Annotated in this window: 22 protein-coding genes; 12 read left to right on the forward strand and 10 right to left on the reverse strand. The window is 70.6% G+C overall.

Going from position 1 to position 25889, the window contains the following annotated elements; all coding sequences use genetic code 11:
• Positions 1-727: 727 nt before the first annotated feature.
• Positions 728-2302, reverse strand: a complete 1575-nt coding sequence (locus F0L68_RS30580) for a PucR family transcriptional regulator (protein WP_149853330.1) — start codon at positions 2300-2302, stop codon at positions 728-730.
• A gap of 69 nt (positions 2303-2371) precedes the next feature.
• Between F0L68_RS30580 and F0L68_RS30585 the strand changes: the two genes are divergently transcribed.
• Entirely contained in the window at positions 2372-3535 is a 1164-nt protein-coding gene (locus F0L68_RS30585) for an oxidoreductase (protein ID WP_149853331.1), read from the forward strand.
• Between the two features lie 330 nt (positions 3536-3865).
• Positions 3866-4816, forward strand: a complete 951-nt coding sequence (locus F0L68_RS30590; RefSeq protein WP_149853332.1) for a polysaccharide deacetylase family protein — start codon at positions 3866-3868, stop codon at positions 4814-4816.
• A 6-nt stretch (positions 4817-4822) separates the two neighbouring features.
• On the opposite strand, the gene F0L68_RS30595 is transcribed toward F0L68_RS30590, so the two are convergent.
• Positions 4823-5197: a VOC family protein gene (locus F0L68_RS30595; protein WP_149853333.1), complete on the reverse strand. Its 375-nt coding sequence runs from the start codon at positions 5195-5197 to the stop codon at positions 4823-4825.
• A 340-nt stretch (positions 5198-5537) separates the two neighbouring features.
• On the opposite strand from F0L68_RS30595, the gene F0L68_RS30600 reads away from it, so the two are divergent.
• Positions 5538-6122 (forward strand): NADPH-dependent FMN reductase, encoded by a 585-nt coding sequence (locus F0L68_RS30600; RefSeq protein ID WP_240543021.1) that lies wholly within the window; start codon positions 5538-5540, stop codon positions 6120-6122.
• Positions 6119-6634: a flavin reductase family protein gene (locus tag F0L68_RS30605; RefSeq protein WP_223199274.1), complete on the forward strand. Its 516-nt coding sequence runs from the start codon at positions 6119-6121 to the stop codon at positions 6632-6634. Before F0L68_RS30600 ends, F0L68_RS30605 begins: the two co-directional genes overlap by 4 nt.
• A gap of 459 nt (positions 6635-7093) precedes the next feature.
• On the opposite strand, the gene F0L68_RS30615 is transcribed toward F0L68_RS30605, so the two are convergent.
• Positions 7094-7444: a hypothetical protein gene (locus F0L68_RS30615; protein ID WP_149853334.1), complete on the reverse strand. Its 351-nt coding sequence runs from the start codon at positions 7442-7444 to the stop codon at positions 7094-7096.
• 159 nt (positions 7445-7603) lie between these two features.
• On the opposite strand from F0L68_RS30615, the gene F0L68_RS30620 reads away from it, so the two are divergent.
• The gene (locus F0L68_RS30620) at positions 7604-8476 is read left to right on the forward strand and encodes a helix-turn-helix domain-containing protein (RefSeq protein ID WP_149853335.1); all 873 of its coding nucleotides are present in this window, start codon (positions 7604-7606) and stop codon (positions 8474-8476) included.
• A 20-nt stretch (positions 8477-8496) separates the two neighbouring features.
• On the forward strand, positions 8497-8715 hold the full coding sequence (locus F0L68_RS30625; protein ID WP_149853336.1) for a DUF397 domain-containing protein: 219 nt from the start codon (positions 8497-8499) through the stop codon (positions 8713-8715).
• A gap of 72 nt (positions 8716-8787) precedes the next feature.
• On the opposite strand, the gene F0L68_RS30630 is transcribed toward F0L68_RS30625, so the two are convergent.
• The 4 genes from F0L68_RS30630 to F0L68_RS30645 all read right to left on the reverse strand — a co-directional run bounded on the left by F0L68_RS30630 (position 8788) and on the right by F0L68_RS30645 (position 15994).
• Positions 8788-12132 (reverse strand): NACHT domain-containing protein, encoded by a 3345-nt coding sequence (locus F0L68_RS30630; RefSeq protein WP_149853337.1) that lies wholly within the window; start codon positions 12130-12132, stop codon positions 8788-8790.
• A gap of 64 nt (positions 12133-12196) precedes the next feature.
• Positions 12197-14161, reverse strand: a complete 1965-nt coding sequence (locus F0L68_RS30635; protein ID WP_149853338.1) for an FAD/NAD(P)-binding protein — start codon at positions 14159-14161, stop codon at positions 12197-12199.
• Positions 14162-14195: 34 nt separating this feature from the next.
• A complete protein-coding gene (locus F0L68_RS30640; protein WP_149853339.1) occupies positions 14196-14960 on the reverse strand; it encodes an amino acid ABC transporter ATP-binding protein in 765 nt (254 codons plus the stop codon).
• Positions 14957-15994, reverse strand: coding sequence for an amino acid ABC transporter permease (locus F0L68_RS30645; RefSeq protein WP_149853340.1), 1038 nt, complete (start codon positions 15992-15994; stop codon positions 14957-14959). The genes F0L68_RS30640 and F0L68_RS30645 overlap by 4 nt, the downstream gene beginning before the upstream one ends.
• Before the next feature lie 191 nt (positions 15995-16185).
• On the opposite strand from F0L68_RS30645, the gene F0L68_RS44625 reads away from it, so the two are divergent.
• The 4 genes from F0L68_RS44625 (at position 16186) to F0L68_RS30660 (ending at position 19209) form a co-directional block, all read left to right on the forward strand.
• Positions 16186-16317: a hypothetical protein gene (locus tag F0L68_RS44625; RefSeq protein ID WP_276313911.1), complete on the forward strand. Its 132-nt coding sequence runs from the start codon at positions 16186-16188 to the stop codon at positions 16315-16317.
• A gap of 197 nt (positions 16318-16514) precedes the next feature.
• The gene (locus F0L68_RS30650) at positions 16515-17636 is read left to right on the forward strand and encodes an LLM class flavin-dependent oxidoreductase (protein WP_149853341.1); all 1122 of its coding nucleotides are present in this window, start codon (positions 16515-16517) and stop codon (positions 17634-17636) included.
• 83 nt (positions 17637-17719) lie between these two features.
• Positions 17720-18217 (forward strand): GNAT family N-acetyltransferase, encoded by a 498-nt coding sequence (locus tag F0L68_RS30655; protein ID WP_188316918.1) that lies wholly within the window; start codon positions 17720-17722, stop codon positions 18215-18217.
• Positions 18218-18246: 29 nt separating this feature from the next.
• Positions 18247-19209 (forward strand): ABC transporter substrate-binding protein, encoded by a 963-nt coding sequence (locus F0L68_RS30660; protein ID WP_223199275.1) that lies wholly within the window; start codon positions 18247-18249, stop codon positions 19207-19209.
• On the opposite strand, the gene F0L68_RS30665 is transcribed toward F0L68_RS30660, so the two are convergent.
• Positions 19187-19837, reverse strand: coding sequence for a hypothetical protein (locus F0L68_RS30665; protein ID WP_149853342.1), 651 nt, complete (start codon positions 19835-19837; stop codon positions 19187-19189). The genes F0L68_RS30660 and F0L68_RS30665 overlap by 23 nt on opposite strands.
• A gap of 455 nt (positions 19838-20292) precedes the next feature.
• Here F0L68_RS30665 and F0L68_RS30670 point away from each other — a divergent pair, with 455 nt between their 5' ends.
• Positions 20293-22440, forward strand: coding sequence for a putative bifunctional diguanylate cyclase/phosphodiesterase (locus F0L68_RS30670; RefSeq protein ID WP_188316919.1), 2148 nt, complete (start codon positions 20293-20295; stop codon positions 22438-22440).
• A 96-nt stretch (positions 22441-22536) separates the two neighbouring features.
• Here F0L68_RS30670 and F0L68_RS30675 read toward each other — a convergent pair whose 3' ends face one another.
• The gene (locus F0L68_RS30675) at positions 22537-23322 is read right to left on the reverse strand and encodes an SAM hydrolase/SAM-dependent halogenase family protein (protein WP_149853344.1); all 786 of its coding nucleotides are present in this window, start codon (positions 23320-23322) and stop codon (positions 22537-22539) included.
• A gap of 85 nt (positions 23323-23407) precedes the next feature.
• Here F0L68_RS30675 and F0L68_RS30680 point away from each other — a divergent pair, with 85 nt between their 5' ends.
• On the forward strand, positions 23408-24568 hold the full coding sequence (locus F0L68_RS30680; protein WP_149853345.1) for a S1C family serine protease: 1161 nt from the start codon (positions 23408-23410) through the stop codon (positions 24566-24568).
• 79 nt (positions 24569-24647) lie between these two features.
• Here F0L68_RS30680 and F0L68_RS30685 read toward each other — a convergent pair whose 3' ends face one another.
• Entirely contained in the window at positions 24648-25880 is a 1233-nt protein-coding gene (locus F0L68_RS30685; RefSeq protein ID WP_149853387.1) for an SAM-dependent methyltransferase, read from the reverse strand.
• Positions 25881-25889 lie beyond the last annotated feature (9 nt).

The following is a 25889-nucleotide window of genomic DNA, read 5'->3' on the forward strand; positions in this document are numbered from 1 at the left end:
ACACAGTGCGGTTGCCGTACTAAAACGGGTGAGTGGGACGAACAAGTAGGCAATGCGCACGCATGCATGCGACCAACGCCCGGCAACCGCCGGGTGAACCATCAGAGAAAGGCCCGTATCGCATATAACGGATGAAACGCCTGGCGGCGCATCACTCGGCCGTCTGCGAGGCCGTCGCACCAGGCACTGGGCGCAGGACGCTGGGCGCTGGGCCGGCAAGGGCGTGCCGGCCACAGTCGACTCCATGGAGCGCGCAGAGCGGCGTGGCGCGTGCGGCGCGGCGCAGAGCGGTGCGGTGCGGTGCAGCGCTGGCGGTGCGGCGCAGCGCTGGGCGGTGCGGCGCGGTGCACGGCAGAGCGCCGTGCGGCACCACGGCGCGGCACGCGAAGCGGCGCGACGCGGACAGGCACCGCGCAGCGGAGCTGCGCGGGCACCGCGCGGCGGAACTGCGGGCGGGGGCGGGTGGCGGGGCGGCCGGAGCAGCGTGGGTCGGCGCAGACCGGCGTGAGGCGGACCGGAGCGGAGCAGGAGATCGGAGCAGGGCAGGAGATCGGAACGGGAGGAGGCGGCGAGCGAGGAGAGCGAGGAGAGCGAGGAGAGCGAGGAGGGAGCCTGGGGCGGAGCGGGGGCGGAGGGCCGAGAGAGCGAGGAGGGAACGGCGGGGTGAGGTGGGAGCGGCGAGCGGCGAGCGGGAGTAGTGGAGCGGGAGCGGCTCTGGTGCTTTGGGTCAGCGGGCGTCGTGCTCGATCTGGAGCGCCAGGTGCAGGTCGACCAGGTCGCCGCTGCACTGGAGGTCGCGGCCGGCGAGTTCCTCCAGTTTGGTCAGGCGGTTGCGCAGTGTGTTGACGTGCACGTGTAGGTGGGCGGCGGCGCGCGACCAGCTTGCTCCGTTGTCCAGGTAGGCGGCGAGGCTGCGCATCAGGTCGCTGCGGTGGTGGCGATCGTGTTCCCGTACCCGGCCGAGGACGGCGTCGGCGAAGTCTCTTCTGGTGTCGGCATCCAGCAACGCCAGGAGAAGCCGGTGGGAGCCTGCCTCGGCGAAGGTCGCCACAGCCACTGGTCCGCGCCGCATGCCTGCGGTGCGGAGGGCTTCGCGCGCCTCCAGCAGACCACGGCGAAGTGCGGTGGGGCCGTCGACCACTCGACCGACTCCGACCGCGACCCGTCGTCCGGCGAGCCGGCCGGCCAGCGCCTCCGCCAGCCGGTGCGCGAGTGCGGGTGGATCGGTCACGGGGTCGCTGGCGGCCGACAGTCCGACGATCGCGATCGCGTCGCTGCTGCCGGCCGGCACCACGGCGGGCCGGCCTTCGCGGGTGAAGAAGTCGGTCGCGACGGTGGGCACCGCAGTGTCGACCACCGACTCGACGTCGTGCACGGTCATCGCGAAGACCGCGAGCGGCCCGTCCGCGTCGACGCCGAACGAGCGCAGGCGTCCGCGTAGTTCCTCGGCGCGGCGGTGGCCGCTGAGCGCCATGTCGATGATCTCGCCGGCGAACCGCAGCTCGATGGCGCGGGCCGCGCGGCGGCGGGCGACCTCAACGCTGACGAACAGCAGCGTCTGCTCGATCGCGGCACGCTCCGCCTCGTCGATGTCCGTCTCGGCGCTGCCGTAGACGACAGCGAACTCGGGTGGGCCGACGTCAGGCACCGCGAACACCGTGGCGGGTCCCGATTCGAGCGTCACGGGTCGGCCGGTTCCCACCTCATCGAGCACCGCCGCGCCTGCGCGCGCATCGGACTCGGACAGGCCACCGAAGACGGCGCTGAGCCGTTGTCCCTGCCGGTCGACGAGCGCGACTGGCACGCGCCGTCCCCTGGCCAGCACCGTCAGCACGCCGTCGAGTCCCGCGCCGGCGGCGACGGCGGCGGCCAGCGCGTTCCCTCGGGTCACGACGTCCAGCAGGGCGCGTTGGCGCAGCTCCGCCTTGGCCGTGGCGACGGCCTGGGTGACCGAGGTGAACGGGATCTCGATGGGCAGCGTGAGCAGCGGCACGCCGAGCCGCTCGCACGCCGTCACCAGGTGTGCGGGCGCGGCGGGCGTCTGCTCGGTGAGCCCGAAGACCAGTCCTGCGGCGCCGGCGTCGACCAGTCGCGCCAGGAACACCTCGGCGCTGGCCAGGTCGGTGCACCACAGGCCGTTGGTGAGGACCAGTTCGCTCTGGCCGAGGTAGCGTCCTGGGTCGGGCAGCTCGGTGGGGTGCACCCAGCGGATCTCCCGGTCGAGACCGGCCGTGGACACCACCACCCGGAGCCCGAGTTCGGCTCGGTCAAGTAGCTGCCGCAGCATCATGTGGGTGATCATCCACTATTTGGCGTCGATGGTGGATGATCGTCCATTGAAATGGTGGAGGTGGTTGGGTCGAATGGGCGTATGACACTCACCGCCGCCACGCACCAGACCGAGGTCCAGGCCCAGGTTCATCCCGTTCTGTCCGCCGTCCGCATCGGACCGCTCAGCCTGGCGAACCGTGTGGCCGTCGCGCCGATGTCTCGCGTCAGTACCTCGGGCGACGGCGTGCCTACGGCCGAGATGTCCGCCTACTACGAGCGGTTCGCCGCCGGCGGGTTCGGCCTGCTCATCACCGAGGGCACCTACACCGACCACGCGTTCAGCCAGGCGTACCCGAACCAGCCGGCGATCGTGACCGCCGAGCAGGTCGACAGTTGGCGCGCGGTGACCGACGCCGTGCACGCGGCCGGCGGGCGCATCGTGCTCCAGCTGATGCACGCGGGCGCGTTGTCGCAGCACAACCACCACCGCGACAGCACGATCGGGCCGTCCTCCGTGCGCCCGCTCCGCGAGAAGATGGCGCCGTACGGCGGCACCGGCCCGTTCGCGGTGCCGGTCGCCGCGACGCAGGGGGACATCGACGAGGCGGTGGGCGGTTTCGCGACGTCGGCGGTTCTCGCGAGGGAGGCGGGGTTCGACGGTGTCGAGGTGCACGGCGCGAACGGGTACCTGATCGACCAGTTCCTCACGACGTACACCAACCTGCGCACCGATTCCTACGGCGGCGACGTCCACGGGCGGGTGCGGTTGGCCACGCAGGTTCTACTGGCGATCCGCGCCGAGGTCGGGCCCGACTACCCCGTCGGGATCCGGCTGTCCCAGACCAAGGTCAACGACCTGGACTACCGCTGGCCGGGCGGGCACGGCGAGGCGGAGGTGATCTTCCGTGCGGTCGCGGACGCCGGGGCCAGCTACCTGCATCTGGCCAGTGAGGGTCGGGACTGGTTGGAGACCGCGACCCTGGACAGCGGAGAGACAGTCACCCGGCTCGCCCGCACCGTCACCGGGCTGCCGGTAATCGCCAACGGCGGCATGCACGACGTGGAACGGGCCGCGTCGGTGCTGCGGGATGGGCACGCCGACCTGATCGCCCTCGCGCGGGGCGCGCTCACGCACGCCGACTGGCCGAGGCGGGTGGCGAGCGGCACTGCAGTGGAAGCGTTTGACAGGACCGTGTTCGGCGCCGGCGTGACGCTCACCGACCAGGCCGAGTGGGAGGCTGGGCGGGCCGGGGACCGGAGCTGACCAGCGTCAGGCGGCCGGCGTCAGGTGGCCGGCGTCAGGTGGCCGGCGTCAGGCGACCGCGTCAGGCGACCCGCGTCAGGCGACCGGCGACCGGCGACCGGTGGCAGGCGACCGGTGGCAGGCGACCGGTGGCAGGCGACCGGTGGCGGGTGGCAGGTGGCGGGTGGCGGGTGGCGGGTGGCGGGTGGCGGGTGGCGAGCGTCAGGTGAGTGGGGCGCCGTCAGTGGCACGAAGGGATGTGATCGGGTTGGCGGGGTGTCACGCCGCCCGGTCAGCTCCCCGGGTGTCAGGGCGGGCGGGCGTCAGCGGCGGTCTCCTAGGCTCTGGCGCGTGGTCAAGGAGATCTTTGTCGCCTACGGGGTCGACGTCGACGCGGTCGGCGGGTGGCTCGGCTCCTACGGCGGGGAGGACTCGCCCGACGACATCTCGCGGGGCATGTTCGCCGGCGAGGTTGGCGTGCCGCGTTTGCTGGAGTTGTTTCGCCGCAACGGGTTGACCCAGACGTTCTTCTGGCCGGGCCACTCGGTCGAGACCTTTCCCGCCGAGTTCGACGCGTGCGTCGCCGCTGGCCACGAGATCGGCGTGCACGGCTACAGCCACGAGAATCCCCTGGCGATGAGTCACCAGCAGGAACTCGACGTGCTTGACCACTGCGTCGAGCTGATCACCGCGCGCTCCGGGCGGCGGCCGAGTGGGTATGTCGCGCCGTGGTGGGAATTCAGCGCCATCACGGCGGAACTGTTGCTCCAGCGGCAGATCCGTTACGACCACTCGCTGATGCACCGCGACTTCGAGCCGTACTACGTGCGCACGGGCGACACCTGGACGAAGGTCGACTACGCGAAGCCGGCCCGCGAGTGGATGCGGCCTCTGGTGCGCGGCGCGGAAACCGACCTGGTGGAGATTCCAGCGAACTGGCACCTGGACGACCTGCCACCGATGATGTTCATCAAGTCCAGCCCCAACAGCCACGGCTTCGTCAATCCCCGCGACGTCGAGCAGATGTGGCGGGACCAGTTTGACTGGGTGTATCGCGAATCCGACTACGCGGTATTCACCATGACGATCCACCCGGATGTCTCCGGACGCCCGCAGGTGCTGCTGATGCACGAACGGCTCATCGAGTACATCGGGGGCCATGCCGGCGTGCGGTGGGTGACGTTCGCTGACATAGCCGCCGACTTCGTCGCCCGGCGCCCTCGGGTGGAACCTCCGCCGGATGGGACTCGGGCGGATGGGATTGGGCCGGATGGGGCTGGGCCGGCGAAGGGGCTGCGTTGAGCCTCGTCAGGTCAGTTGCGTCAGCGACAGGACGTTCCCGTCCGGGTCGGTGAACCACGCGACGCGATCGCCGCTTGGGGTGGTCCACACGCCGTGCGCGTCCTGCGACATTCCGTCGTACCGGGCGAACCGCACGTTGCGGGCGACCAGCTCGACCGCGGTCGCCTCGATGTCGGAGACCACCCACCCGAGCACGGTGAACGGCTGCGGCCGCAGTTGGTCCACCTGGGTGATTCGCACGGTGACACCGCCCGCCGTCAGCACGCAGGCGAACGCGGTCACCTCAGTGACCCGCAACCCCAGCACGTTCTCGTAGAACTCCCGCGAACGCTCCAGGTCCGTGGCCGGCACGAACGCGACGATCTGCGCGGAACCGAGCATGACGCCTCCCTGACCTGCCTTCCTTGCAGGGTAGGCGACAGCGGGGTCGGCGACAGTGCAGTCAACGGCCCGACGTCCGACGTTCCATGCCTTGGACCGGTGTTGACTGGGCGGTCCGGGCTTTCCATGCTCGATGTCGTGACACACTCCGCGCTGCTGACTCGACGCCGTTGCGTCGACTTCGCGCGGGTTTGCTGCTGCCGCTGTCGTAACTATCACTGAACCCCGTATCGGTGCGTCAGTAGTTCCAGCCTCGCGGCCGTCAGCTGTGTTCGAGCGATCACCAAACGCGACTTCGTGGCGCACCTCCGAAACCAGCTGAGGCGACAAGGAGCGAACAGTGTCAGAACCAGTGGTGGTGGGAGTCCTCGTCGGCAACCCACGACCGGCATCACGGACCCTCAACGCGGCGCTCGCGCTGCGTGCGGCCGTCCGGCAATCGCTGTCCGAGCGCGGTCGGCGGGTGGCCGAGGACGGCCCGCTGGTGGACGCCGCCGAACTCGCCGCCGAGGTGTTCGCGCCCGGCGGCGATCGGGTGCGGGCCGCGCTGGCCGAACTCGCCACGGCCGACGTGCTCGTGGTCGCCTCACCCACCTACAAGGCCACCTACACCGGACTGCTCAAGGCCGTGCTCGACCAGGCGCCCGGCGGCTGGTTGACCGGCACGGTCGCGGTTCCGTTGCTGGTGGCGGCTTCTGACCGGCACGCGCTCGCGGTGGAACTGCACCTGCGTCCGCTGCTGGTCGAGCTCGGCGCGATCGTGCCGGGCCGCGGCGTCTTCCTCAACGAATCAGTGCTCGGCGGAGACCTGGACGCGCTCGCGGCGTCGCTCGTCGAGCAGTTGGACGGCGCGGGCACCTCGGCCGCGTTGAGCGCGCTGACCTCGGATGCCGGGTCTACGGAGAAGGTGGGGGTCGGTCAGTGACCGAACAACTGGTGCCAGAGCAGACGAAGGCTCCGTTCGCGGAGCTGTCCGCCCAGCTCCGCTCGGCGCTGCGCGATCATCCGCAGGCGGTGACGATCGTGACGGCGACCGGCGCGAACGGTCCGGTCGGGGTGACGGTCAGCTCCTTCACCTCGGCGAGCATGACGCCGCCGCTGATCGTGGTGTGGATCGGCGAGAACGCCTCGGCGTGGCCGGTGCTGCGCAGCGCGCCGCTGTTCGCCGTGCACCTGCTGCACGCCGGCCAGACCGCGTTGTCGGATCTGTTCGCGCGCACCGGGTCCGATCGTTTCGGTCCGGCGACGCGCTGGGAGCCGGACGTCGACGGCGTGCCGCAACTGCTGGACGCGCCGCTGCGGCTGCGGTGCCGGACGACGCGGCGGATCGCGGTCGGCGATCACATCGCGCTGGTCGGGGAGCCCGTTGAGGTGCAGCACACGGAGAGTTCCGCCCCGCTGGTGCGGTTCCAGGGGCGGTACGGCTCGATCGCCTGACGGGACCGGAGCGAAGGTCGGGAGTCGCGGAGCGCGGTCGGAAGTCGCGGAGCGCGGTCAGGAGTCGCGGGGCGCGGTCGGGAGTCGCGGGGCGAGGAGGAGCCGGGACGGGCACGAGGAATCGGAGTGGGCGCGGGGACTCCGGGCGGGCGCAGGCAACTGGGGCTGGCGCGGGAAGCGGGCTGGCGCAGGAACTGGTGCGGCTGCGGCAACCGGGGCTCGCGCGGGAAGGGGCTGGCGCGGGAAGCGTGCGGCTGCGGGAACCGGGGCTGGTGCGGGAACCGGGGCTGGTGCGGAAGGTCGCGGCTGGCGTGGAAACCGGGGCTGGTGCGGGGAACCGGGGTGGCCCCGGTCCCCGCGCGCTCGGCGACCGGATCGCCAGCGGCGTCGGGGCCAGGTTCTGGGAGTGGGCGGGTGGCACGCGCGGGTCGCCGGAACGGCCTCGCGCGGCCGCGCCCATCAGGGGCGGACGCGGAGGCGGGCTGTTGGGTTGGCGGGCGACGACACCGGGGAGGGGTTGGTGGTGTCGTCACCCGCCGACGACCGGGCTCGGAAGGTCGGGGGCGTTCCGAGATCGGCCGGGCCAGCTACGCCGGGCAGGAAGCCCGCGCGTCGGCTGTTTCTGTTGCACCACCGACGGTTCTGGTCGGTGGACGCGCCGCACGCGCACCAGTAGGCGTCGGTGCGGAGGTCGTGGGTCCTGGAGTGGCAGCGGTGCCAGCGCACCGGCAGGCGCGCGAGCCACCACGGCACGCCGCCCCAGTGTCGGAGCTGCCGGTCAACGGGGTCGAGCTCCCAGCCCTCGTCCATGCCCCACCTCGATGCCGCTAGCCTGCCGGAACAGCAGTCATCCTGAGTGGAATTCCCAGGTTTGAACAGCGGGAATCCCGTTGTTCACCCGATTTGATTAACTGTGCGTATCCACATGATCGCGTAGTGTGCCGGCAGCACGTCAATCGGAGGTACACCGTGAGCCGGCAGGACAGCCCGACGGTGCAGCACTGGCAGCTGGCCCGAATGCTGCGGCAGCTGCGCGACGACGCGGGTTTCACGCTCGACCAGGCCGTCGATCTGCTCAAGCAGCGGGCGCCCAAGTCGCACGCGTGGTCCAAGTCCAAGCTGCATCGAATCGAGACCCGCGAAGCCAAGCGCATGAAGCCGGTCGAGATCGACCTGATCGCGCAGGTCTGCGGTGCGGACCGGCAACTCCGGGAACTGTTGGTGGATATGGCCCGCAAGGCCAACCAGAAGGGTTGGTGGGTCAAGTACCAGCTGCCCGGCGAGACCCAGCCGCTCGTCGGCCTCGAACAGGGCGCGCTGATGATCCGCCAGTTCGAGCCGCTTCTGGTGCCCGGCCTCGTGCAGACCTCGGACTACTCGCGATCGCTGATGCGCTCGGGCGAGCCGACCTCCCCCGACGTGTTGGAGAACCGGGTCGCCGCTCGCATGGTGCGGCAACACATTCTCGAAGGCGAGGAAGCGTTGCAGTACCACGTCATCCTCGACGAGGCCGTGCTGCGTCGGTCGGTCAGCCCCAGACGGGTGATGCGCGGTCAGCTGGAACGCCTGCTGGAGTTGGAGAAGCAGCGCAACGTCACGCTCCAGGTCCTCCCGTTCAAGGCGGGTCTCCACCCTGGTATGGAAGGCCCGTTCACGCTGCTCACCCTGCCGGAGCCGGTTCGCGACATCGTGTACTTCGAAGGACCACCCGGAAGTTTCTACCTGGAAGAGCTGGACCAGATCCGAAGGTGCACGCTGCGGTTTGGGATGCTCACCACGGCTGCGCTCGACCCGGGCGAGTCGATCAACCTGATTGCAAGTGTGCTTTCGGAGTATGCGTGACGAACGAGAGGAGGCGCGGGATGCAACCGGATCTCTCCCGCGCCAACTGGCGTAAGAGCAGTCGCAGCGGCGGCAGCGGTGGAAACGGAACCGGCGGTTGTGTTGAGCTGGCTACCCTTCCCCCACACACAGCCGTCCGTGACAGCAAGAACCCCTCTGGTCCGACACTGGTCTTTGCGGCAGAGCGGCTGACCACGTTCCTGGTGGCGGCGAAGCTCGGCAGCTACGACCTGGGCTGACCGGAACTGACCGGCAGGGTCGGCCCATCCCCCCTCCGGGTCGGCCCTGCCGCCGTCAACACCCTGCCGCCGTCAACACCCTGCTGGCCAGGTCACCAGGTCGGCGATGCCGAGATCGGTCGCGGCCCACCGTGCGCGCCGGACCAGGCTTGGCTCGGTGGCCGCGACTGCGGCGAGGTCGATGGTGGAGGTCAGGAACTGCACTGGGTCGTCGAAGTCGGGGACTTCTTCCTTCGCGGCTTCACTACGTCCGTGTTCCGCCACACCTACCCAGGCGCGCAGCAGCATCAGCGGATCGCGTTCACGAGTCGGGTCAAAGAGAACCGCCCCCAGCAGCACCATGACCGCGTTGTCGCCGCTCTCGCTGCTGCCCAGTGCCTTCAACGCGCAGTCCGTCACCAGGTCCTTGCGCAGCCGCGAAAGAATCGGCCCAATGGAGTGCAGTACGTCTAGCACCGAGTCCGCCGGCAGCCCCGAGTCGCGCAGCAGCAACTCCAATGCCAGGTTCACGCAGTCGTGCCGGCCCGGGCCGGCGTCGAGCGACACCAGCCGCCGATAGAGGGACACGCGCTCGTCCAGGGGCGCTCGCCGGGCTGGCGCAAGCCAGGCGGTCAGCAGGACATTCGCCAGGGACCGCTCCTCGCCCGCCCCTTTGCTGAAGAGCAGACGATAGGCCGGTTCCAAGGCATGAACCAGCGGCTCGAGGGTGTCGTTGGCCAGATCTTCCTCGGCGTCACACATGAAGTAGTTCTGGCGTTGCACGCCTCGTAAGCGAACACGGCTAAGCAGCGACCATTGCGTACCGACCAACGGTGTTTCGAACGTTCCATCGTCCAGCCTCAGGCACAGATCGCGAGTGCCGTCTTTATGAATACGTTGCGGGGCAAGGCAACCTACGACGCTCCGCCATTCGTCCGGGGTGAACTGCGAGCGCCACAGGAGGGCCTCGCGGCGCCACGCGGCAATGGGATCTTCCGGCCCGAACAGCGTGCTGGCCAGGGTTTCCCGGCCGATCAGGACCGCCAGCAGCACGAGGTTCGAGGTGTAGGAGGCGATGCGGGCGGGCAGGGTCAGCGGACGGGGTTCGTAACGGTCGAGGCCGCGGTCGTCGCGGGGGTAGCGCGCCCTGGTCAGGAGTTGGCGCAGCAGCGCGGAGAGCAACCTCTGGTGCGGCTCGGTGAAGCCGTCGAACAGCTCGCCGAGGAAACCCAGGGTTGCGGTGGACACGCTGAGCGGGGTGAAGGAGAGCAGGGCGTGCAGCAGGCGGTCGTCGACCGGGTCGTGGTCGAACGGGGACGCGCCGGCCGCGGCCTTGGCGAGCACCATGCGGTGCAGCGCCCTGTGCATCAGGCGCGCCACGAGGTACTCGCCGAAGGTGGCGTGCAGGAACTCGTAGGTGTGCAGCCGTTGGTCGTCCCTGGCGGCCCGGGCCTCGTGCACGAAGAAGAACCTGCCCACCACGATCTGGGCGGCCGTCAGCGGCGCGCGCAGCCCCGACTCGGGGGTCGGGGCGCGGTCCTTGAGCAACACGGGCAGGTCCGCGTTGAGGTCCGTCTCGGTGACCCACTGGGCGCCTCGGTTGAACATGGCGAACGCGACGACCGACAGCCGGTACAGCTCTCGTTCCACGGCCTCCGTGATCAGTTCCGGCGGGAGGTCCGTGCGGTCCTTCTCGATCTCTCTGCGGGCGAAGCGGTCGAGCAGGCGCTCGTACAGCTCCGCCTTGGCCAGGCTGCCGCCCGAGGACTGGAGGGCGTTGCCGGACGCGTCGTACAGCGCCAACATCATCAGCAGCAGGGGTTGCTGCGCGAGGTCGGGGTGGGCCAGGGCGGCCTGCGCGGACAGCGGGGAGAGGCCGTGTGCGGCGAAGTAGCCCGCGTTCGCCCGGTTCCAGACGTCCAGCCAGCGTGACACGTGCTCCTCGCCGAACGGCTCCAGCCGGAGAACCGTTGTGCCATCGGGGAAACGCGCCCGGTTGGCCACCGCCGTCCTGCTGGTCACCACCACGACGACGGGCCGGTCCTGGTCGGCCTCGCGTCGTTGGAACGCCTGGATCCTGGTCAGGTAGTCGGACTGGTTGACGCCGGTGGCCTGCAACAGCTCGTCGAAGCCGTCCAGGAGGACCACGGGCACCGCCTGCCCGGCGGAGCGGGCCAGGTCGGGCCAGGAGAGCCGTTCGCCGGTCGCTGCCCGGATCGCGTGCTCGATCTGGTCCTGGAGGTCGACGTCGGCGGGCACGTCGCGCAGCACGACGCGGACGGGGAGGAAGTCGCCTGCCGGCAGTTGGGCGGCGAGCATGCGGGTGAGCACGGACTTGCCGGAGCCGGGCTGGCCGAGCACCACCAGGGGCGCCTCGGTGGCCTGTGACGAGGTGAAGTGGCCGGCGAGCAGGCCCTGGAGGTCCGCGCGGCGGGGCATCGGCTCCCACCAGGAGTCCTGGCTCGGGTCGTCCCCGGCGGTCACGACGCCGACGCGGCACTGCGGGTCCACGTAGCCCGCGCCGAGGGGCGGCACGACCAGGCCGCCCGGCGCGTCGCCGGTCTCGACGATGGGCTTGTCGAGCGTCGCCCGGTACGCCCGCGCCAGGCGTTGCCTGCGATCGTCCAGGATGTCGACGCCGGCGACGCCGCGCAGGAGGTCGCGCATGCCGGTCAGGGCGGTGTTCTGGAGGTCCAGCTGCTCGTAGAGCCCGGCAAGGCCGCCGCAAACGTTTGCCTCTAGGTCGGACAGGAGTGCTCGGGTGCCGGCGTGGTCCTGCATGCTGGCCCAGACGAAGAACTCCGGGCAGTCCACCGCGAGTCGCCGATAGTGCTCCTCGTAGCGCCGCACGGCCGCGGCAGGGACTGGCCCGCGCGCCGCCTCCCTGACTCGGTCGCGGTCGCGTTCGGTCAGCTGGTCCCAGACCGCGAGGCCGGTCAGCAGATCGCAGAAGTCGAGCGCGACGCCCTCGTAGTACGACGACAGCTCCGCGACCACCCGCTCGTAGGGCACGGTCGGCACGGGCATCGGCAGCCGGTGGCCGAGCAGGATCGACGGCAGGTTGATCATCGACGCGCGGGGCGGTCCGTCGGGGCGGGCCATGGCGAGCTTGTCCGGGACGGTGAGCTCGAGGTCAGCCACGTCGAAGGGGAGCTCCGCCTCGGCGAGCGCCTCGAAGAACGCGGTGACGACGACGATCGCGTGCGCCGCTTCGAGGCGTTGCGTGCGGTCGTGGCGTTTGAGTCCGCTGACCCGTTCCTTCAGGGAGCCGAGCACGGTCCGGCCGAGCCGGACCAGTTCCGTGCGGGCGCCGAGCAGGTGGAGGTTGCCGGTGGCCAGCAACGCCATCCCGGACAGGCGATCCACCAGGTCGAGGAACGCGCTGTCGTCCCGGCCGAGCAGCCGCACCGCGTCCAGATAGGTCAGTGTTCGACGCATGCGGGCCATGGTGCCCGGCAGGCGGTGGCGCGTCCCCGGGTTCGGCCAGGAGCACCCGGTTGCCTCACGCCACGCTGGCGTCGTCCCGGTGCACCGCCTCGAGCGCCGCGAGGAACCGCAGGATGCCGCGCGCGGCCGAGTCGTTCTGCCGGAACGCCGGGGCGTTGGTGCCAGGCCTCGCGAACGCGGCGAAGCTGCGGCCGTTGGTGAACGGGCCAAGCGCGAATCGCCTTGGGTGGGCCCGGCCTGAGCTGTCGACCACGCGGCACTCCTCCGGGGTGACGCGCAGCAGGCCGGTGCTGTACCGGTTCGCTTCGCCGCCGTCGGACAGCACCTCGTCGACGCCGTCGCCGGACGCCAGCAGCGACCGCAGCAGCGGGTCCGTGCTGCGCAGGATCGCGTGGTCGGGCAGCCGCGCGTCCACCAGGCCGACGGCGTCGACGGTCTCCGGACTGCTGACGCTGCCGGCCACGAACACGCCGCGTCGCTCGTCCGCGCGCACCCACATGTCCGCGCCGAGGAAGCGGACCACGCCGGCGCGGGACAGCGCGAGCAGCTGTTCGAGGCGGTGCGGCGGCGGGCCGCTGGCGAGGTAGCTGAAGAACCCGAACCACCAGCCGTCCACGTCGGCGACGCGCGAGCCGGCGGCGAGCCTGCCGGAGCCGAGCACCCTCGGCAGCTGGCCGAAGATCGACAGCAGGGCGAGGAAGGCGCCGAGATCGGCGCTGTAGGCGGGGTTCGCGCGGCGGTCGATGTCCGCGCGGACGTAGTCGCGAACGTGCCGCTGGAGGTCGTCGGCCGAGTCGAAGCGCAGGCCGTCCAGCGGGAGGTCGAGGCGTTCGAAGTCGACGCGGTCCTCGGCGGCCGGCACCGCCCGCTCGACGAGGTCGCGCATGTCCTTGCTGTACCAGAGAAGCGCGGCGAAACGCTTGGCGAACAGCCGCCATGGCAGCTGCACGCGGTCCGGGTGGCCGGCGAACAGCTCCTGGTAGTGGCCCCAGGCGATCTCCTTGGCCAGCAACGGCCAGACGTCTAGCCGGAAGTCCAGCTGCCTCTCCCCGGTCAGCAGCTCGTCGACGGCGGCCGCGTCGAAGAACCTCGGCAGCCGCAGCGGTCCGCCCTGCAACCGGTAGCCGGTCTTGGCGTGGTAGGGAATGCCGCGCCGGGAGCCGACGTGGATGCGGGGCTCGCGGCCAGACGGCAGGTAGCGCAGCTCACCGTCGGGCTCCGTGGTGAACTCGCCGCCCCTGCCCTCGGTGAGCAGCACCATCAGGTCGACGAACGCAAGCCCGAAGCCGCGCAGGACCAGGTTCTCGCCGGCCCGAAAGCCGTCGAGGTCGACGTCGGCGGAGTAGGCGGGCGGCAGGTATTCCAGGTCATGCCGGTCGGCGAACTCGGCCAGCTCCTGGTGCTCCGGGTCGGCGACGGCGTCGAGGTGGCCGAGCGTCAGCACGACGATGTCGGCCAGCAGCGGTGCCGTCCGGTCGGCGAGCCAGACTCGTTGGCGCAGCAGGGGATTGCCGGTGACGCGGGTGGCCGTGGTGCGGTGCACGCGCACCGAGAAGTTCGGTGGCAGCCCGGCCACGACGTGGTCGAACACCCAGGACAGGTACTGGCTCTGCAATCGCCTGGTGGGGAACGTGGTCCCGGCCAGCTCCCGCACCTCGTCGAGCACGTCGGCGGCCACCTCGAACTCGGGCAGTCGGCCGGCGCGCGCCATCTCTGCCCACTCGATCAGCGACGGCCCAGGGCTGATCGGCCCGGCGCACTGGACGCTGTCGTCGGTGAACATCGTGACGTCCTCGGCCATCGAGTTCATCCTCAGCAGCGGCGACTGGTCGTGCCGCCAGACGCGGCCGGCTCCCGGTGGGTGCGGGTCGACGAGGTGCACGTGCACCGGGCGGTCCAGGGGCAGCTCGGCCGCGTTCGCGGCGATCCGCTCCAGCAGGCCGGTCGCGCGCGGTCCCGCGCCGAGCACTGCGACGACGAAGGGTTCGGCCACGTCGTCGGCGCCTTCGGGGTGCGTCATGGGGTTTCCCTTGTTAGGAAAGGAGACTCGGGGGTCAGAGCACTCTGGCGAGGAACTCCCGCGTCCTGGCCTGCCGTGGGTTGCGCAGCACGTCGTCCGGGGCGCCGGACTCGACCACCACGCCCTCGTCGAGGAAGACCACGGTGTCGGCGGCCTCCCTGGCGAAACCCATCTCGTGGGTGACCACGACCATCGTCATGCCGCCGTCGGCGAGGTCCTTCATCACGCCGAGCACGTCGCCGACGAGCTCGGGATCCAGCGCGCTCGTCGGCTCGTCGAACAGCATGAGCTTGGGGTCCATGGCCAGCGCCCTGGCGATGGCGATGCGCTGCTGCTGCCCGCCGGACAGCCGCCTTGGATAGTCGTCCTCGCGGCCGGCCAGGCCGACCCGCCGGACCAGCTCGCGGGCCCGCGCGACGGCGTCGGTGCGTGACCTGCGCAGCACGGCGATCGGCGCCTCGGCGATGTTCTCCAGCACGGTCAGGTGCGGGAACAGGTTGAAGTTCTGGAAGACCATGCCGATCGCGGCGCGCTGGCGGGTGATGGCCCTCGGCCCGAGTTCGTGCAGCTTTCCCTTGTGCCGCCGGTATCCGATCAGCTCGCCGGCGACCTCGACCTCGCCGGCGTTGATCTTCTCCAGGTGGTTGAGGCAGCGCAGCAGGGTGCTCTTGCCCGAACCGGACGGCCCGATCACGCAGGTGACCTCGCCCGCGCCGACGTCGAGGTCGACGCCGCGCAGCACAGGCACCGCGCCGTAGCTCTTGTGCAGGTCGCGCACCCGCACCATCGGTGAGGTCATCGGGTTCCTCCGCCCAGGACTGCTCCGCGCGACCTGGCCACGACGGTGCGCAGCGCGACCCTGAGGCGGTGCAGCGGGGTCGGCGGCAGGGTTCTGGCCGCGCCGCGCGCGAAGTGCCGCTCGACGTAGTACTGACCGACGGTCAGCAGGCTGGTCACCACGACGTACCAGATGGTGGCGACCAGCAGCAGCGGGATGATCAGGTAGTTGCGGTTGTAGATGAGCTGCACCGAGTACAGCAGGTCCTGCACGGCCAGCACGCTCACGATCGACGTCCCCTTGAGCGTGCCGATGAGCAGGTTGCCCGCCGCGGGAATGATCGAGCGCATGGCCTGCGGGATCACGATCCTGCGCAGGATCCTGGCGCGGCCGAGGCCGAGCGCGGTGGCCGCCTCCGCCTGGCCGGCGTCGACGGAGAGCACGCCGCCCCTGACGATCTCGGCGGCGTAGGCGGCCTCGTGCAGGGCCAGCCCGATCACGGCCGCCGCCGTCGGGCCGATGAGGTTGACGGTGTCGGCGGTGAACAGGCTCGGCCCGAAGGGAATCCCGATCGACAGCCTCGGGTAGAGCGCGCCGATGTTGAACCAGAACAGCAGCTGCACCAGCAGCGGGGTCGATCGGAAGATCCAGACATAGCCCCAGCTCAGGCTGCTCAGCACGGGGTTGCCGGACAGCCGCAGCACCGCGAGCAGGGTGCCGATGGCGAACCCGGCCACCATCGTCACGGCCGTCAGCCAGAGCGTGAACAGCAGGCCGTGCAGCACCGCCGAGGTGGTGAAGTACTGGCGCACCACGGGCCACTGGAACTCGCGGTTGGTGATGACGGACCGCGCGCCGGCCGCGAAGAAGAGCAGCACCACCGCCGCGGAGATCCAGCGGCCCGGTCGGCGCAGCGCGACGACCTTCGGCGGCGGCTGGGTCCGTTCCGGCGGCGCTGCCGGCGACTCGCCGGCCGGGACGGCTCCCGGCGGGGAAGCTCCCGGCTGGGCGGGATGGTTGTCGGAAACCTCGACCAATTCGGGAAATGCGCTCATGCGAGCCTCTTCGTCCAACTGGAGGGGGCACACCGGCGCGAAGCGGAACACGGTGTGTCGGCGACAGGCACGAAAGAACCGGCCGAGTCATCACGCGCCACGCCCCTCAACGTGGCGGGGCGCCGAACGCGCGGCGGCCCCGGACCGATGGTAGGTGTCGGGACCGCGGGCGCGTCAAGGGTGTCCGGTGAATGGACATCCTCGCGCACACCGTTGACGACGCCCTGCCGTCCTGTTCCACTGGCAACGTGGACACCTTGCGGCTGGTCACCCGCGACCACATCGACTTCGGTCGGGTGTGGTCGAGTTCCTGTTGTCGCTGACCCGCGGCCGCAGTCCGATCAGCACCGCTCACCCCCTCGACGTCTCCGACGTGTGAGCGGCGCCTGCGAGTCGCGTTCGACCGTCATCACGCGCTCCGCGATCGCACCGAATCCCCTGACGGGGAACCACCATCGTCACCGCAGGCCGCCCTGTCCGGGCGTCGAGCGGTGCGCAGTTGTGCAGAGAGGCCGGGATCGTGCCTGTTGAGTTTCTCGGGATCGGCGGCGTCAACGACGGGTCGGAGACGACCCCGCGTTCGGGTGCCGCGTTCGACAAGGAATACACGCTGAAGTTCGCGCGGGCGCACGAGGAACACGGCTGGGACCGGGTGCTGTTCGCCTACGGCTCTGGCTCGCCCGACCCGGCGCAGGCGGCCGCCTATGTGGCGAGCAGGCTGGAGAAGTTGCAGATCCTGTTGGCGCACCGGCCGAACGTGTCGTACCCGACGCACGCCGCCAAGACGTTCGCGACGCTCGACCAGATCAGCGAGGGCCGGCTGACGGTGCACTTCATCACCGGCGGCACGGACCACGAACAGCAGCGCGAGGGCGACTACCTGACCAAGGACGAGCGGTACGGGCGCACGCGGGAGTACATCCAGATCGTCAAAAGGATCTGGACCTCGCACGAGCCGTTCGACCACGAGGGCGAGCACTACCGGTTCGCCGACTTCGTCAGCGATGTGTTCCCCGCGCAGCAGCCGAGGCCGAACGTGTCGTTCGGCGGGTCGTCCCCCGCCGCGTACCGGGCAGGCGGCGCCGAGGCCGACATCTACGCGCTGTGGGGCGAGCCGTTGGCCCAGACGGCGGAGCAGATCGAGTCCGTGCACGCGGCGGCGCGGGCGGCGGGGCGCACCGACCTGCCGAGGATCCAGGTGGCGTTCCGGCCGATCATCGCGCCGACCGAGGAACTGGCCTGGGAGAAGGCGCATCGCACGGTCGAGGCGATCAGGGCCCGCACGGCTGCGGGCGGCGGGGCGGCCAACCGGCGCCGCTCGCTGACGAACCCGGAGAACGCGGGCTCGCAGCGGCTGCTCGCCGTCGCGGAGCAGGGCGAACGGTTCGACCGCGCGCTGTGGACGCCGACGGCGTCGGCGACCGGTGGCGCCGGCAACTCCACCGCGCTGGTCGGCACACCGGAGACGGTCGCGCAGGCGCTGCTCGACTACTACGACCTCGGCGTGGAGATCCTGTCCGCGCGGGGCTACGACATGCTCAACGACACGATCGACTTCGGCCGGCACGTCATCCCGATCGTGCGCGAGGAAGTCGCCAAGCGGGACAGGGAAAGGGCGGCGCGGCAGCCAGCCTCCGCCTGACCAGTTCGCGTCCGGGTGCTCGTCGTCGGTCCATTGTGGACTGAAGGCGTGCCTCGGCGACCCCACAATCTCCGGAGCCCAGCGTGACGATCCACCACGTCAGGGCCGAACCCTCGGTGCAGGTGCGGCGGGTCGCCGTCACCGATCCCGAGGCCGAGCCGCTGTTGCTCGGTCTTGAGGAGGAGTACACCGCGCGGTACGGCCGGAACAACGAGCTGAACCGGTATCCGCCGCAGGAGTTCGCCCCGCCGTTCGGCGCACTGCTCCTGCTGGTCGAACGCGGCACGGTCGTCGCGGGCGGCGCGTTCCGCCGGTACGACGAGCACACCGCCGAGTTCAAGCGGATCTGGACGGCCGCGACGCACCGCAGGCGCGGCCTGGCCAGCCGGGTGCTGGTCGAGCTGGAGCGGGAGGCGGGCGCGCGCGGCTACCGACGCGTCTACCTCACCACCGGGCCGCGCCAGCCGGAGGCGCTTGGCCTGTACCTGTCGACCGGGTACCGGCCGCTGTTCGACCTGACCGCCGATCCGGAGACGGTCGGCCACCTGCCGTTCGAGAAGTCCCTCGCGGCCACGCCGTGAGCACCGCACCCCAGGAGAGGACGTTTTCCGTGCGCCCGTTCAGAAAGCGCTCGTCCGGACGGCACACACCGCGCCGGCCGCTGCACCCGGTCGCGTTGGGCATGCTGGTGGTGCTCGCGGTCAGCGGCTGCGGGTCGAGCGGCGCGGACACCGGGGGCGGCGCGGCGAGCGGCCCGGCGATCCCCACCGAGGATGTGATTGGCTCCGTGGCGAAGGACGAGAGCAGCGCGGCGCTGCTGCCGGCCGACGTCCGCGCCGCCGGGGTGGTGAAGTTCGGCGACTCGACCGGCTCGCCGCCGTCCTCGTTCTACCGGGAGGACGGCAAGACGCTGGTCGGCGTCGACATCGACTTCACCGACGCGGTGGCCAGGGTGCTCGGCGTGCGCGTCGACCGGGAGCTGGCCAGCTTCGAGGCGATCCTGCCCGCCCTCGGCAGCGGCAAATACCAGGTGGGCACAGGGAACTTCGGCGTCACCGAGGCGCGCAAGCAGACCATCGACTTCGTCACCTACATCGACGACGGCCAGGGTTTCGCGGTGCGCAAGGACAGCGACCTCGGGGACGTGACGAACCTGGCGCAGCTGTGCGGCCGCAGGATCGGCACCGGGGCCGGCACCACGTTCGAGGCGACGCTGGAGAAGAACAAGCACCTCTGCACGGACGCCGGCAAGCCCGCCTACGAGGTGAGCAGCTTCTCCGAGAACGGCGCGACCACCATCGCGCTGCAACAGCGGCACATCGACGCGATCATGAGCACCATCAACGGATTGCGGTACGCGGCGAGTCAGCAGCCGTGGCTGAAGTTCCTCAACGAGTTCCACCGCCTCGACGTGGGTTTCGCCCTCAAGAAGGGCTCGCCGCTGGCCCCGGCGTTCCAGGCGGCCGTGAACAAGCTCATCGCGGACGGCACCTACCAGCGGATCCTGAAAAAGTGGGGCACGGAGGCGTCCGCGATCGCCAAATCGGAGATCAGCCCGCCCGAGCATCCCTGACCCCACCCGTGCCCGCGTAGGAGGGGCGTTTGGCCGAGCCGAGCAGGAGGGTGCTCGCCCAGGTCGGGAACCAGGACCGGCCTTCGAGCCAGCGCGCAACGGCGTAGACGAGCGAGACGAAGAACGGCACCAGGACGGCGGTGCCGAGCGTGACGGCCTGCGCCGACCAACTCGTTGGCAGCAGGCCGATCGCGACGAGCAGGCCGATCAGCGCGCCCCACAGCGACGGCACGACGGTACGCACCACGCTGACCGCGTAGTCGGTGACCGGGCCCTTCGGCTCGGCGTTCGGCGGCGCGGTCTGCGTGGTCGGTGTGGTCGGCGCGGTCGGGGTTGCCGGGCCGGGCTGCGGGGTCGGCGGGGTCGACGGGTGCGGGGTCGCGCCGCCCGCCGCCGACCAGGCGCCCATGTTGGCGCCGACCAGCCAGGCCCACGCCGGGTTCACCACGTCGTCGTCGTCCAGTTTCGGATACTTCTTGTCCCACACGGTGTTCGGCATCCGCTCCAGCAGCGTCCACAGCTGCTCGACGGCGTCGGCGAACGTCGTGTTGCGCGGTGTCGAGCCGCTGCCGGAGACCAGCAGCGCGTCGTGGATGCTGCGCAGCATCCTGTCCTGTTCCGGAGTCAACTCGGCCCTCCCTGATTCGCGAGGAACTGTTGTCCTCGCAATCGAATCTCCTGATTGTCGAGCACACTATCGAGCGAGATGCTGCCAATTCATTGCAACAGTTCGAGCTTGCGCTTGAACCGATCAAGGACGAAAATCGCGCCTTGCGACAGCCTTGCGACAAATGCAGTACGTGCTCGGCCTAACCCATGGAACCGGCCAGGCCACTTCGGCGTATGCCGAGGAGAAGCGCGAATCCGGCGTTCGAGCGGCCGCAGGCTCCGGCGGGAGGGCCCAATCGGTGACGATCAGTACGATTTGCCCGATCGGTGGACCAACGATTGGGTGGGTAGCGGCGAACGGCGTCGATTTTGTCACGCAAATGTGCAACGTTGCGCATGCCTCCGGCGATACACCACCACGCCAGTACCCCCGCCGACGTCTCCGACGTGATTGGTCGCTAGAGCTGAATGAACATGGTTGACCAGGTCCCTACCGCGCCGGAGCCGCGCGGCGGACTCGGCGTGAGCGCGTCCCGGGAGGCCGTCGCCAGGAGCTGGGCGTCGGCCATCAGCAACACCAGCCTGACCTCAATCCCGCGCGACGAACTGGAGCAGCTGCTGCTCGGCTTCGTCGACGAGCTGCTCGCCGCGCTCACCAGCGAACCCTTCTCGACCGTCGTCGGTCAGCGCGTCGGCGCCGCCCTGGTGACCAATGACTTCGTCTGCTCCGCGACCGTGGAACGCACCATCGAACTGCTCGGCAACAGCCTGCTCGCCCCGCTGCGCCTGCCCGCGGACAGCCGGTCGAACACCCGGCTCGTGCGGCTGCTCGGCGCGCTCGCCGCCGGCTACAGCGACGCGCTGCGGGACCGGACACTGGACCAGCAGGAACTCAGCAAGACCGCGGCAGTCAACACCATCAGGAAGGCCGAACACGCGCTGCGGATCAGCGAGGCGAAGTTCCGCGCGGTGTTCACCTCCTCCGCCGTCGGCATCGGCGTCACCGCCATGGACGGGCGGGTGCTCGACTTCAACGACGCCATGCTGAACATCCTCGGCTACTCCGCCGACGAGCTGCGCAGGCTCAGCGTGCGCGACCTGATCCACCCCGACGACCGCGCCTCGCTCGCACTGTCCACTGAGGAACTCACGGTCAGCGGCCGGGAGCACTTCCGTGCCGAGAAACGGATGCTGCGCAACGACGGCGAGGTCGTCTCGACGCTGATCGCCGTGTCGCTGGTGCGCGACACCGCAGGCGCCCCCGCCTACCACGTGACCATGGTGGAGAACCTCAACGAGCTGCGGCTGTTGCAGGACCAGCTGCTCAAGCAGAGCCTGCACGACGTGCAGACCGCGCTGCCCAACCGCTCGCAGTTCCTCGGTTGGCTGGAGAGCGCGGCCGGCAGCAAGGGGCCGGAGCGGGTCGCGCTGTGCCTGTTCGACATCGACGGATTCCGCGTCATCAACGACGGCTTCAGCCACGACGTCGGCAACCGGGTGCTGCTGTCGGTCGCCAACCACCTGCGGGCGGTGTTCGGCGACGTCGGCCAAGTCGCGCGCACCGGCGGCGACGAGTTCGGCGTGCTGATCAGGAACCCGGCCGACCTGACCTCGGTGATCGAGAAGGTCGAGGCCGCGATCGAGCTGCTCGCCGAGCCGATCTACGTGGACGACCGAGGCATCGCCGTGTCGGTCAGCGTCGGGATCGTCCAGCGCCCGACCAAGGGCGTCGACGCGGCGGAGCTGCTGCGGGCCGCCGACGTGACGGTCGGCTGGGCGAAGGCCGACGGCAGGGCGCAGTGGGCGCTGTACGACCCGGACCGGGACGCGCGCGAGCGGGTGCGCTGCACGGTCGTGGCGTCGATCCCCGGCGCGATGGAGGAGGGGCAGTTCCGCATCGACTACGAGCCGGTGCACCTCCTCGCCGACGGCCGCATGGTCGCTGTGCACGCGATGCTGCGGTGGGAGCACCCGACCCTCGGCGTGCTGTCCGTGCAGGACTTCCTCGGCCTGACCGAGGCGACGGGGATCGCGATCCGGCTCGGCCGGTGGACCCTGGAACAGGCGTGCACGCAGGCGGGCGGCTGGTACGAGCGGTTCGGCGACGCGGCCCCGCTGCTGTGCGTCGAGCTGACCGCGAGGCAGTGCCGCGAGCCCGACCTCGTCGCCGACGTCCGGCGGATCCTCGAGGCGGCCGGGCTGCCCGAGCGGCGGCTGCGGTTGAGCCTCGGCGAGCGGATCGCCTCCGCCCTGACCGACGAGCAGGTCGACGAGCTGAGCTTCCTGACCGACAACGGAGTTCGGCTCGTGCTGGACGACTACGGATCGGGCAACATCGGGTTGCACCGGCTGCGGCAGATACCGCTGGAGGCGGTCCGGCTGGCCGACGTGATCCTGCCCGCGCTCAGCACCGAGGACGACCCGATCAGCCGCAACGCCGTCGGCTGGCTGATCGCGCTCGCCGGCGAACTCGGCTACGACGTGCTGGCGCAGGGCGTGCGGGCCGAGTCGGAGGTGGCCGCGCTGCGCGAGATCGGCGTGCACGCGGGACAGGGCGCGTACTTCGGGCCCGCGCTGACCGGCGACGAGGTCGAGGCGTACCTGGCCGCGACCGCGCGCTGACCCGGTCTCAGCCGCCCAGCACCACCACCTCGCCCGGCTGCACCGCGAACGCCGCGGTCGAGGCGTACCTGGCCGCGACCGCGCGCTGACTCGATTTCAGCCACCCAGCACCACTACATCGCCCGGCTGCACCGCGAACGCCGTGGCAGCCGAACCGCCGTTGACGGCGAGTGCCAGCCGGCCAGCGGAGTCCTCGATGAGCACCGGCTCGCCGCGTGGCACGTCCGCGAACGTGCCGCCGTAGCGGACCCGATCGTCGGCGCCGAACCGCACCAGCTCGCCGGGAGCGGCCAGCAGGTCGGCCGGCCGCGCGGCCAGCTGCACGTTGCCGAAGCGGTCAACGGCAAGCACCTCGGTCTCCAGCCGGCCGTGCACGGTCCGGCACACCGGCTCAGGCAGCCGCACCAGCTCGCCGACCGGCAGCGGCCGGCCGAGCCGCTCCGGCCGCACCCCGACGGCCAGGTGCGCGGCGACCGGGGCGAACACGTCCCTGCCGTGGAACGTGCGCGACACCTCGGCCAGCCAGAACTCCGGCTCGGTCAGCTCATAGGCGGTGAGCACGCCGCCGAGCGCGTCGGCGGCCGGCAGCAGCAGCCCGTTGTCCGGGCCGACCAGCGCGCCGCGCGGCGCGAGCAGCGCGACTCCCCTGCGGTCCGTGCCGACGCCGGGATCGACCACGGCCAGGTGCACGGCCTGCGGCAGGTAGGGCGCGGTCTGGGCCAGCACCTCGGCGCCGCGCCGCACGTCCTGGGGTGGCACCGCGTGCGTCACGTCGACGACGGTGACATCGGCGGCGATCCGCCCGACGACGCCCCGGCAGGCCGCCACGAACCCGTCGTCGAGCCCGTAGTCGGTGGTGAAGGAGATCCACTGGTACGCCATGGCTCTCAGTAAACCCGAGCGGACTCTTGGCCAGTCCTCGGTTGTTCCTCAGGCTGTTCTCAACCTTGGGGGCGACAGTAGAGCCATGACTGAGACGCCGAACTCGCCGCAGCAGCCCCTTCCGCACCAGCCCGCCGCCCAGCAGCCGCAGCCTCAGCAGCCCGCCCTGCACCAGCAGAGTCCGCATCAGCAGACTCCGCACCAATCGGCACCGCAGCAGCCCGGCGCTCAGCAACTCGGCGCTCAGCAGCCGCAATATGCCGCCCAGCAGCCCCTCCGGCAGCCGGCGCCCCAGCAGCACCCGCTCCAGCAGCCCGCGCCGCTCCAGCAGCCTCAGCAGCCGCAGCACCCCTACTGGACGGGCGCGCACCCGGCGCCGCCAGGACCGCTACCCAGCGCGCCGGTGCCCAAGCCGCCGAGGCAGCGCAGGATGGTCGCGCTGGTCGCCGCCGCCGCGCTGGCCGCCGGCCTGGTCGGCGGGACGGCCGGGGTGCTGGTCGGCTCGGCGAACGCGAACTCCGGCACCGTCGCCCCCCTGAACACCAGCAGCCCCACCGCGCAGGTCGCCGGCAACCTGTCCTCGACGGACGTCAGCGCGATCGCCGCCAAGGTGCTGCCGAGCGTCGTGCAGGTCAACGTGACCACCGGGCAGGGCGGGGACATCGGCTCCGGCGTGATCATGACCGCCGACGGGCAGATCCTGACCAACAACCACGTGGTGTCCTCGGCGGCGAACGGCAAGCTGACCGTGACGCTCAACGACGGCAAGACGGTCGACGCGACCGTCGTGGGCACGGACCCGACCAGCGACCTCGCCGTGCTCAAGGCGCAGGGCGTGAGCGGGCTCACCCCGGCCACCTTCGGGGACTCCTCGCAGGTCATCGTCGGCGACCAGGTCGTGGCCATCGGCTCGCCGGAGGGCCTCCAGGGCACTGTCACCTCCGGCGTGGTCAGCGCGCTCAACCGCGACGTGAAGGTGCCGGCCGATCAGCAGCAGTCGCCGTACCAGCGCGGCAGCCGCGCGAGTGGCCAGGGCGTCAGCTACAAGGCCATCCAGACCGACGCGTCGATCAACCCAGGCAACTCCGGCGGCCCGCTGATCAACTCCAAGGGCGAGGTCATCGGCATCAACTCGGCGATCTACTCGCCCGGCGCGAGCAACGGTTCGGCCGGCAGCATCGGCATCGGCTTCGCGATTCCCAGCAACCAGGCCAAGACCATCGCGGCCAAGCTCGCCGGCAAGTAGCGGAAACAAGTAGCGGAAAGCCATGAAGGACGCCATCGGGACGTGCACCGTCCCAATGGCGTCCTTCTATGACTTTCGGCTAGGCCCAGTCGGGGCGCAGCGGCATACCGGAGCGGTAGCCGTCCAGCTTGACGCCGAGCACCTGGTGCAGCTGGATGTTGTTGCGCTCGAAGCCGAGCCGGGACGCCGCCATGTACAGCCGCCACACTCTGGCCCGCGCGTCGCCGACCTCCTCGACGGCCGCCGCCCAGTTCTCGTCCAGGTTGGCGCACCAGGCGGCGAGGGTCAGCGCGTAGTGCTCGCGCAGGTTCTCCTCGTGCCGGATCTCGAAGCCCCGGTCGTTCATCACCGACGTCAGGTGGCCCGGCCCGACCAGCTCGCCGTCCGGGAACACGTAGCGGTCGATGAACCCGCCCGTCCTGGCCCGCTCCATGTTGGTGGGCCTGGTGATGCAGTGGTTCAGCAACCGGCCGCCCGGCCGCAGCTTGTCGTGCAGCGACCGGAAGTAGGCCGGCAGCTTGGCCTTGCCGATGTGCTCGGTGAGGCCGATGGAACTGACCGCGTCGAAGCCCGACTCGGCGACGTCCCGGTAGTCCAGGTGCCGCACCTCGGCGAGGTCGGACAGCCCGGCCTCCACGATCGCCTTCTGCGCCCACTCGGCCTGCGCCCGCGAGAGCGTCACGCCGAGCGCGCGCACGCCGTAGTGCTTGGCTGCGTGCATGACCATGCCGCCCCAGCCGCAGCCGACGTCGAGCAGCCGCATGCCCTCCTTGAGCCCGAGCTTGCGCGCCACCAGGTCGTGCTTGGCGAACTGGGCGTCCTCGAGGGTGGTGTCCGGCGTGGCGTACACGGCGCAGGTGTAGGCCATGGACGGGCCGAGCACGTACTCGTAGAACCGGTTGGACACGTCGTAGTGGTGCGCGATGGCCTGCTGGTCGCGGGCCTTGGAGTGCCGCAGCCCGCGCACCCTCGCCTCCTGCGGCGGCGGCTCCACCTTGGTGCGCAACCGAATGCTGCCCAGCGTGGTGAGCAGCTTCAGGCGCTCCGACCACGGCACATCGTGCAGGGTCAGCTCGGAGAGCCTGCCCAGGGCCGTGTACATGTCCCCGATGATCTCCAGGTTCCCGGTCACATAGGCGCGGGCGAGCCCGAGCGCGCCGGGCGCGGAAGCCAGGTAGGACAAGGCAACGGGGGTGCGCACCTCGATGCGGACGTCGGCGCCGGGCGGGCCGGCCTGACTTCCGTCGTACGCGCGGAACTGGACGTCGGCCTTGCCACCCGCCGCCCGTTCGAAGACCTCCGCCAACCGCATGGCACCGCC

The sequence above is a fragment of the Solihabitans fulvus genome (assembly GCF_008386585.1).
GTDB lineage: Bacteria > Actinomycetota > Actinomycetes > Mycobacteriales > Pseudonocardiaceae > Solihabitans > Solihabitans fulvus.

Excerpts from the sequence above, each read along its gene's own strand:
- F0L68_RS30580 (WP_149853330.1), bottom strand. The coding sequence starts at position 2,302 with ATGATCACCCACATGATGCTGCGGCAGCTACTTGACCGAGCCGAACTC.
- F0L68_RS30585 (WP_149853331.1), top strand. The coding sequence starts at position 2,372 with ATGACACTCACCGCCGCCACGCACCAGACCGAGGTCCAGGCCCAGGTT.
- F0L68_RS30595 (WP_149853333.1), bottom strand. The coding sequence starts at position 5,197 with ATGCTCGGTTCCGCGCAGATCGTCGCGTTCGTGCCGGCCACGGACCTG.
- F0L68_RS30615 (WP_149853334.1), bottom strand. The coding sequence starts at position 7,444 with ATGGACGAGGGCTGGGAGCTCGACCCCGTTGACCGGCAGCTCCGACAC.
- F0L68_RS30625 (WP_149853336.1), top strand. The coding sequence starts at position 8,497 with ATGCAACCGGATCTCTCCCGCGCCAACTGGCGTAAGAGCAGTCGCAGC.
- F0L68_RS30630 (WP_149853337.1), bottom strand. The coding sequence starts at position 12,132 with ATGCGTCGAACACTGACCTATCTGGACGCGGTGCGGCTGCTCGGCCGG.
- F0L68_RS30635 (WP_149853338.1), bottom strand. The coding sequence starts at position 14,161 with ATGACGCACCCCGAAGGCGCCGACGACGTGGCCGAACCCTTCGTCGTC.
- F0L68_RS30640 (WP_149853339.1), bottom strand. The coding sequence starts at position 14,960 with ATGACCTCACCGATGGTGCGGGTGCGCGACCTGCACAAGAGCTACGGC.
- F0L68_RS30645 (WP_149853340.1), bottom strand. The coding sequence starts at position 15,994 with ATGAGCGCATTTCCCGAATTGGTCGAGGTTTCCGACAACCATCCCGCC.
- F0L68_RS44625 (WP_276313911.1), top strand. The coding sequence starts at position 16,186 with ATGGACATCCTCGCGCACACCGTTGACGACGCCCTGCCGTCCTGTTCC.
- F0L68_RS30670 (WP_188316919.1), top strand. The coding sequence starts at position 20,293 with ATGGTTGACCAGGTCCCTACCGCGCCGGAGCCGCGCGGCGGACTCGGC.
- F0L68_RS30675 (WP_149853344.1), bottom strand. The coding sequence starts at position 23,322 with ATGGCGTACCAGTGGATCTCCTTCACCACCGACTACGGGCTCGACGAC.
- F0L68_RS30680 (WP_149853345.1), top strand. The coding sequence starts at position 23,408 with ATGACTGAGACGCCGAACTCGCCGCAGCAGCCCCTTCCGCACCAGCCC.
- F0L68_RS30685 (WP_149853387.1), bottom strand. The coding sequence starts at position 25,880 with ATGCGGTTGGCGGAGGTCTTCGAACGGGCGGCGGGTGGCAAGGCCGAC.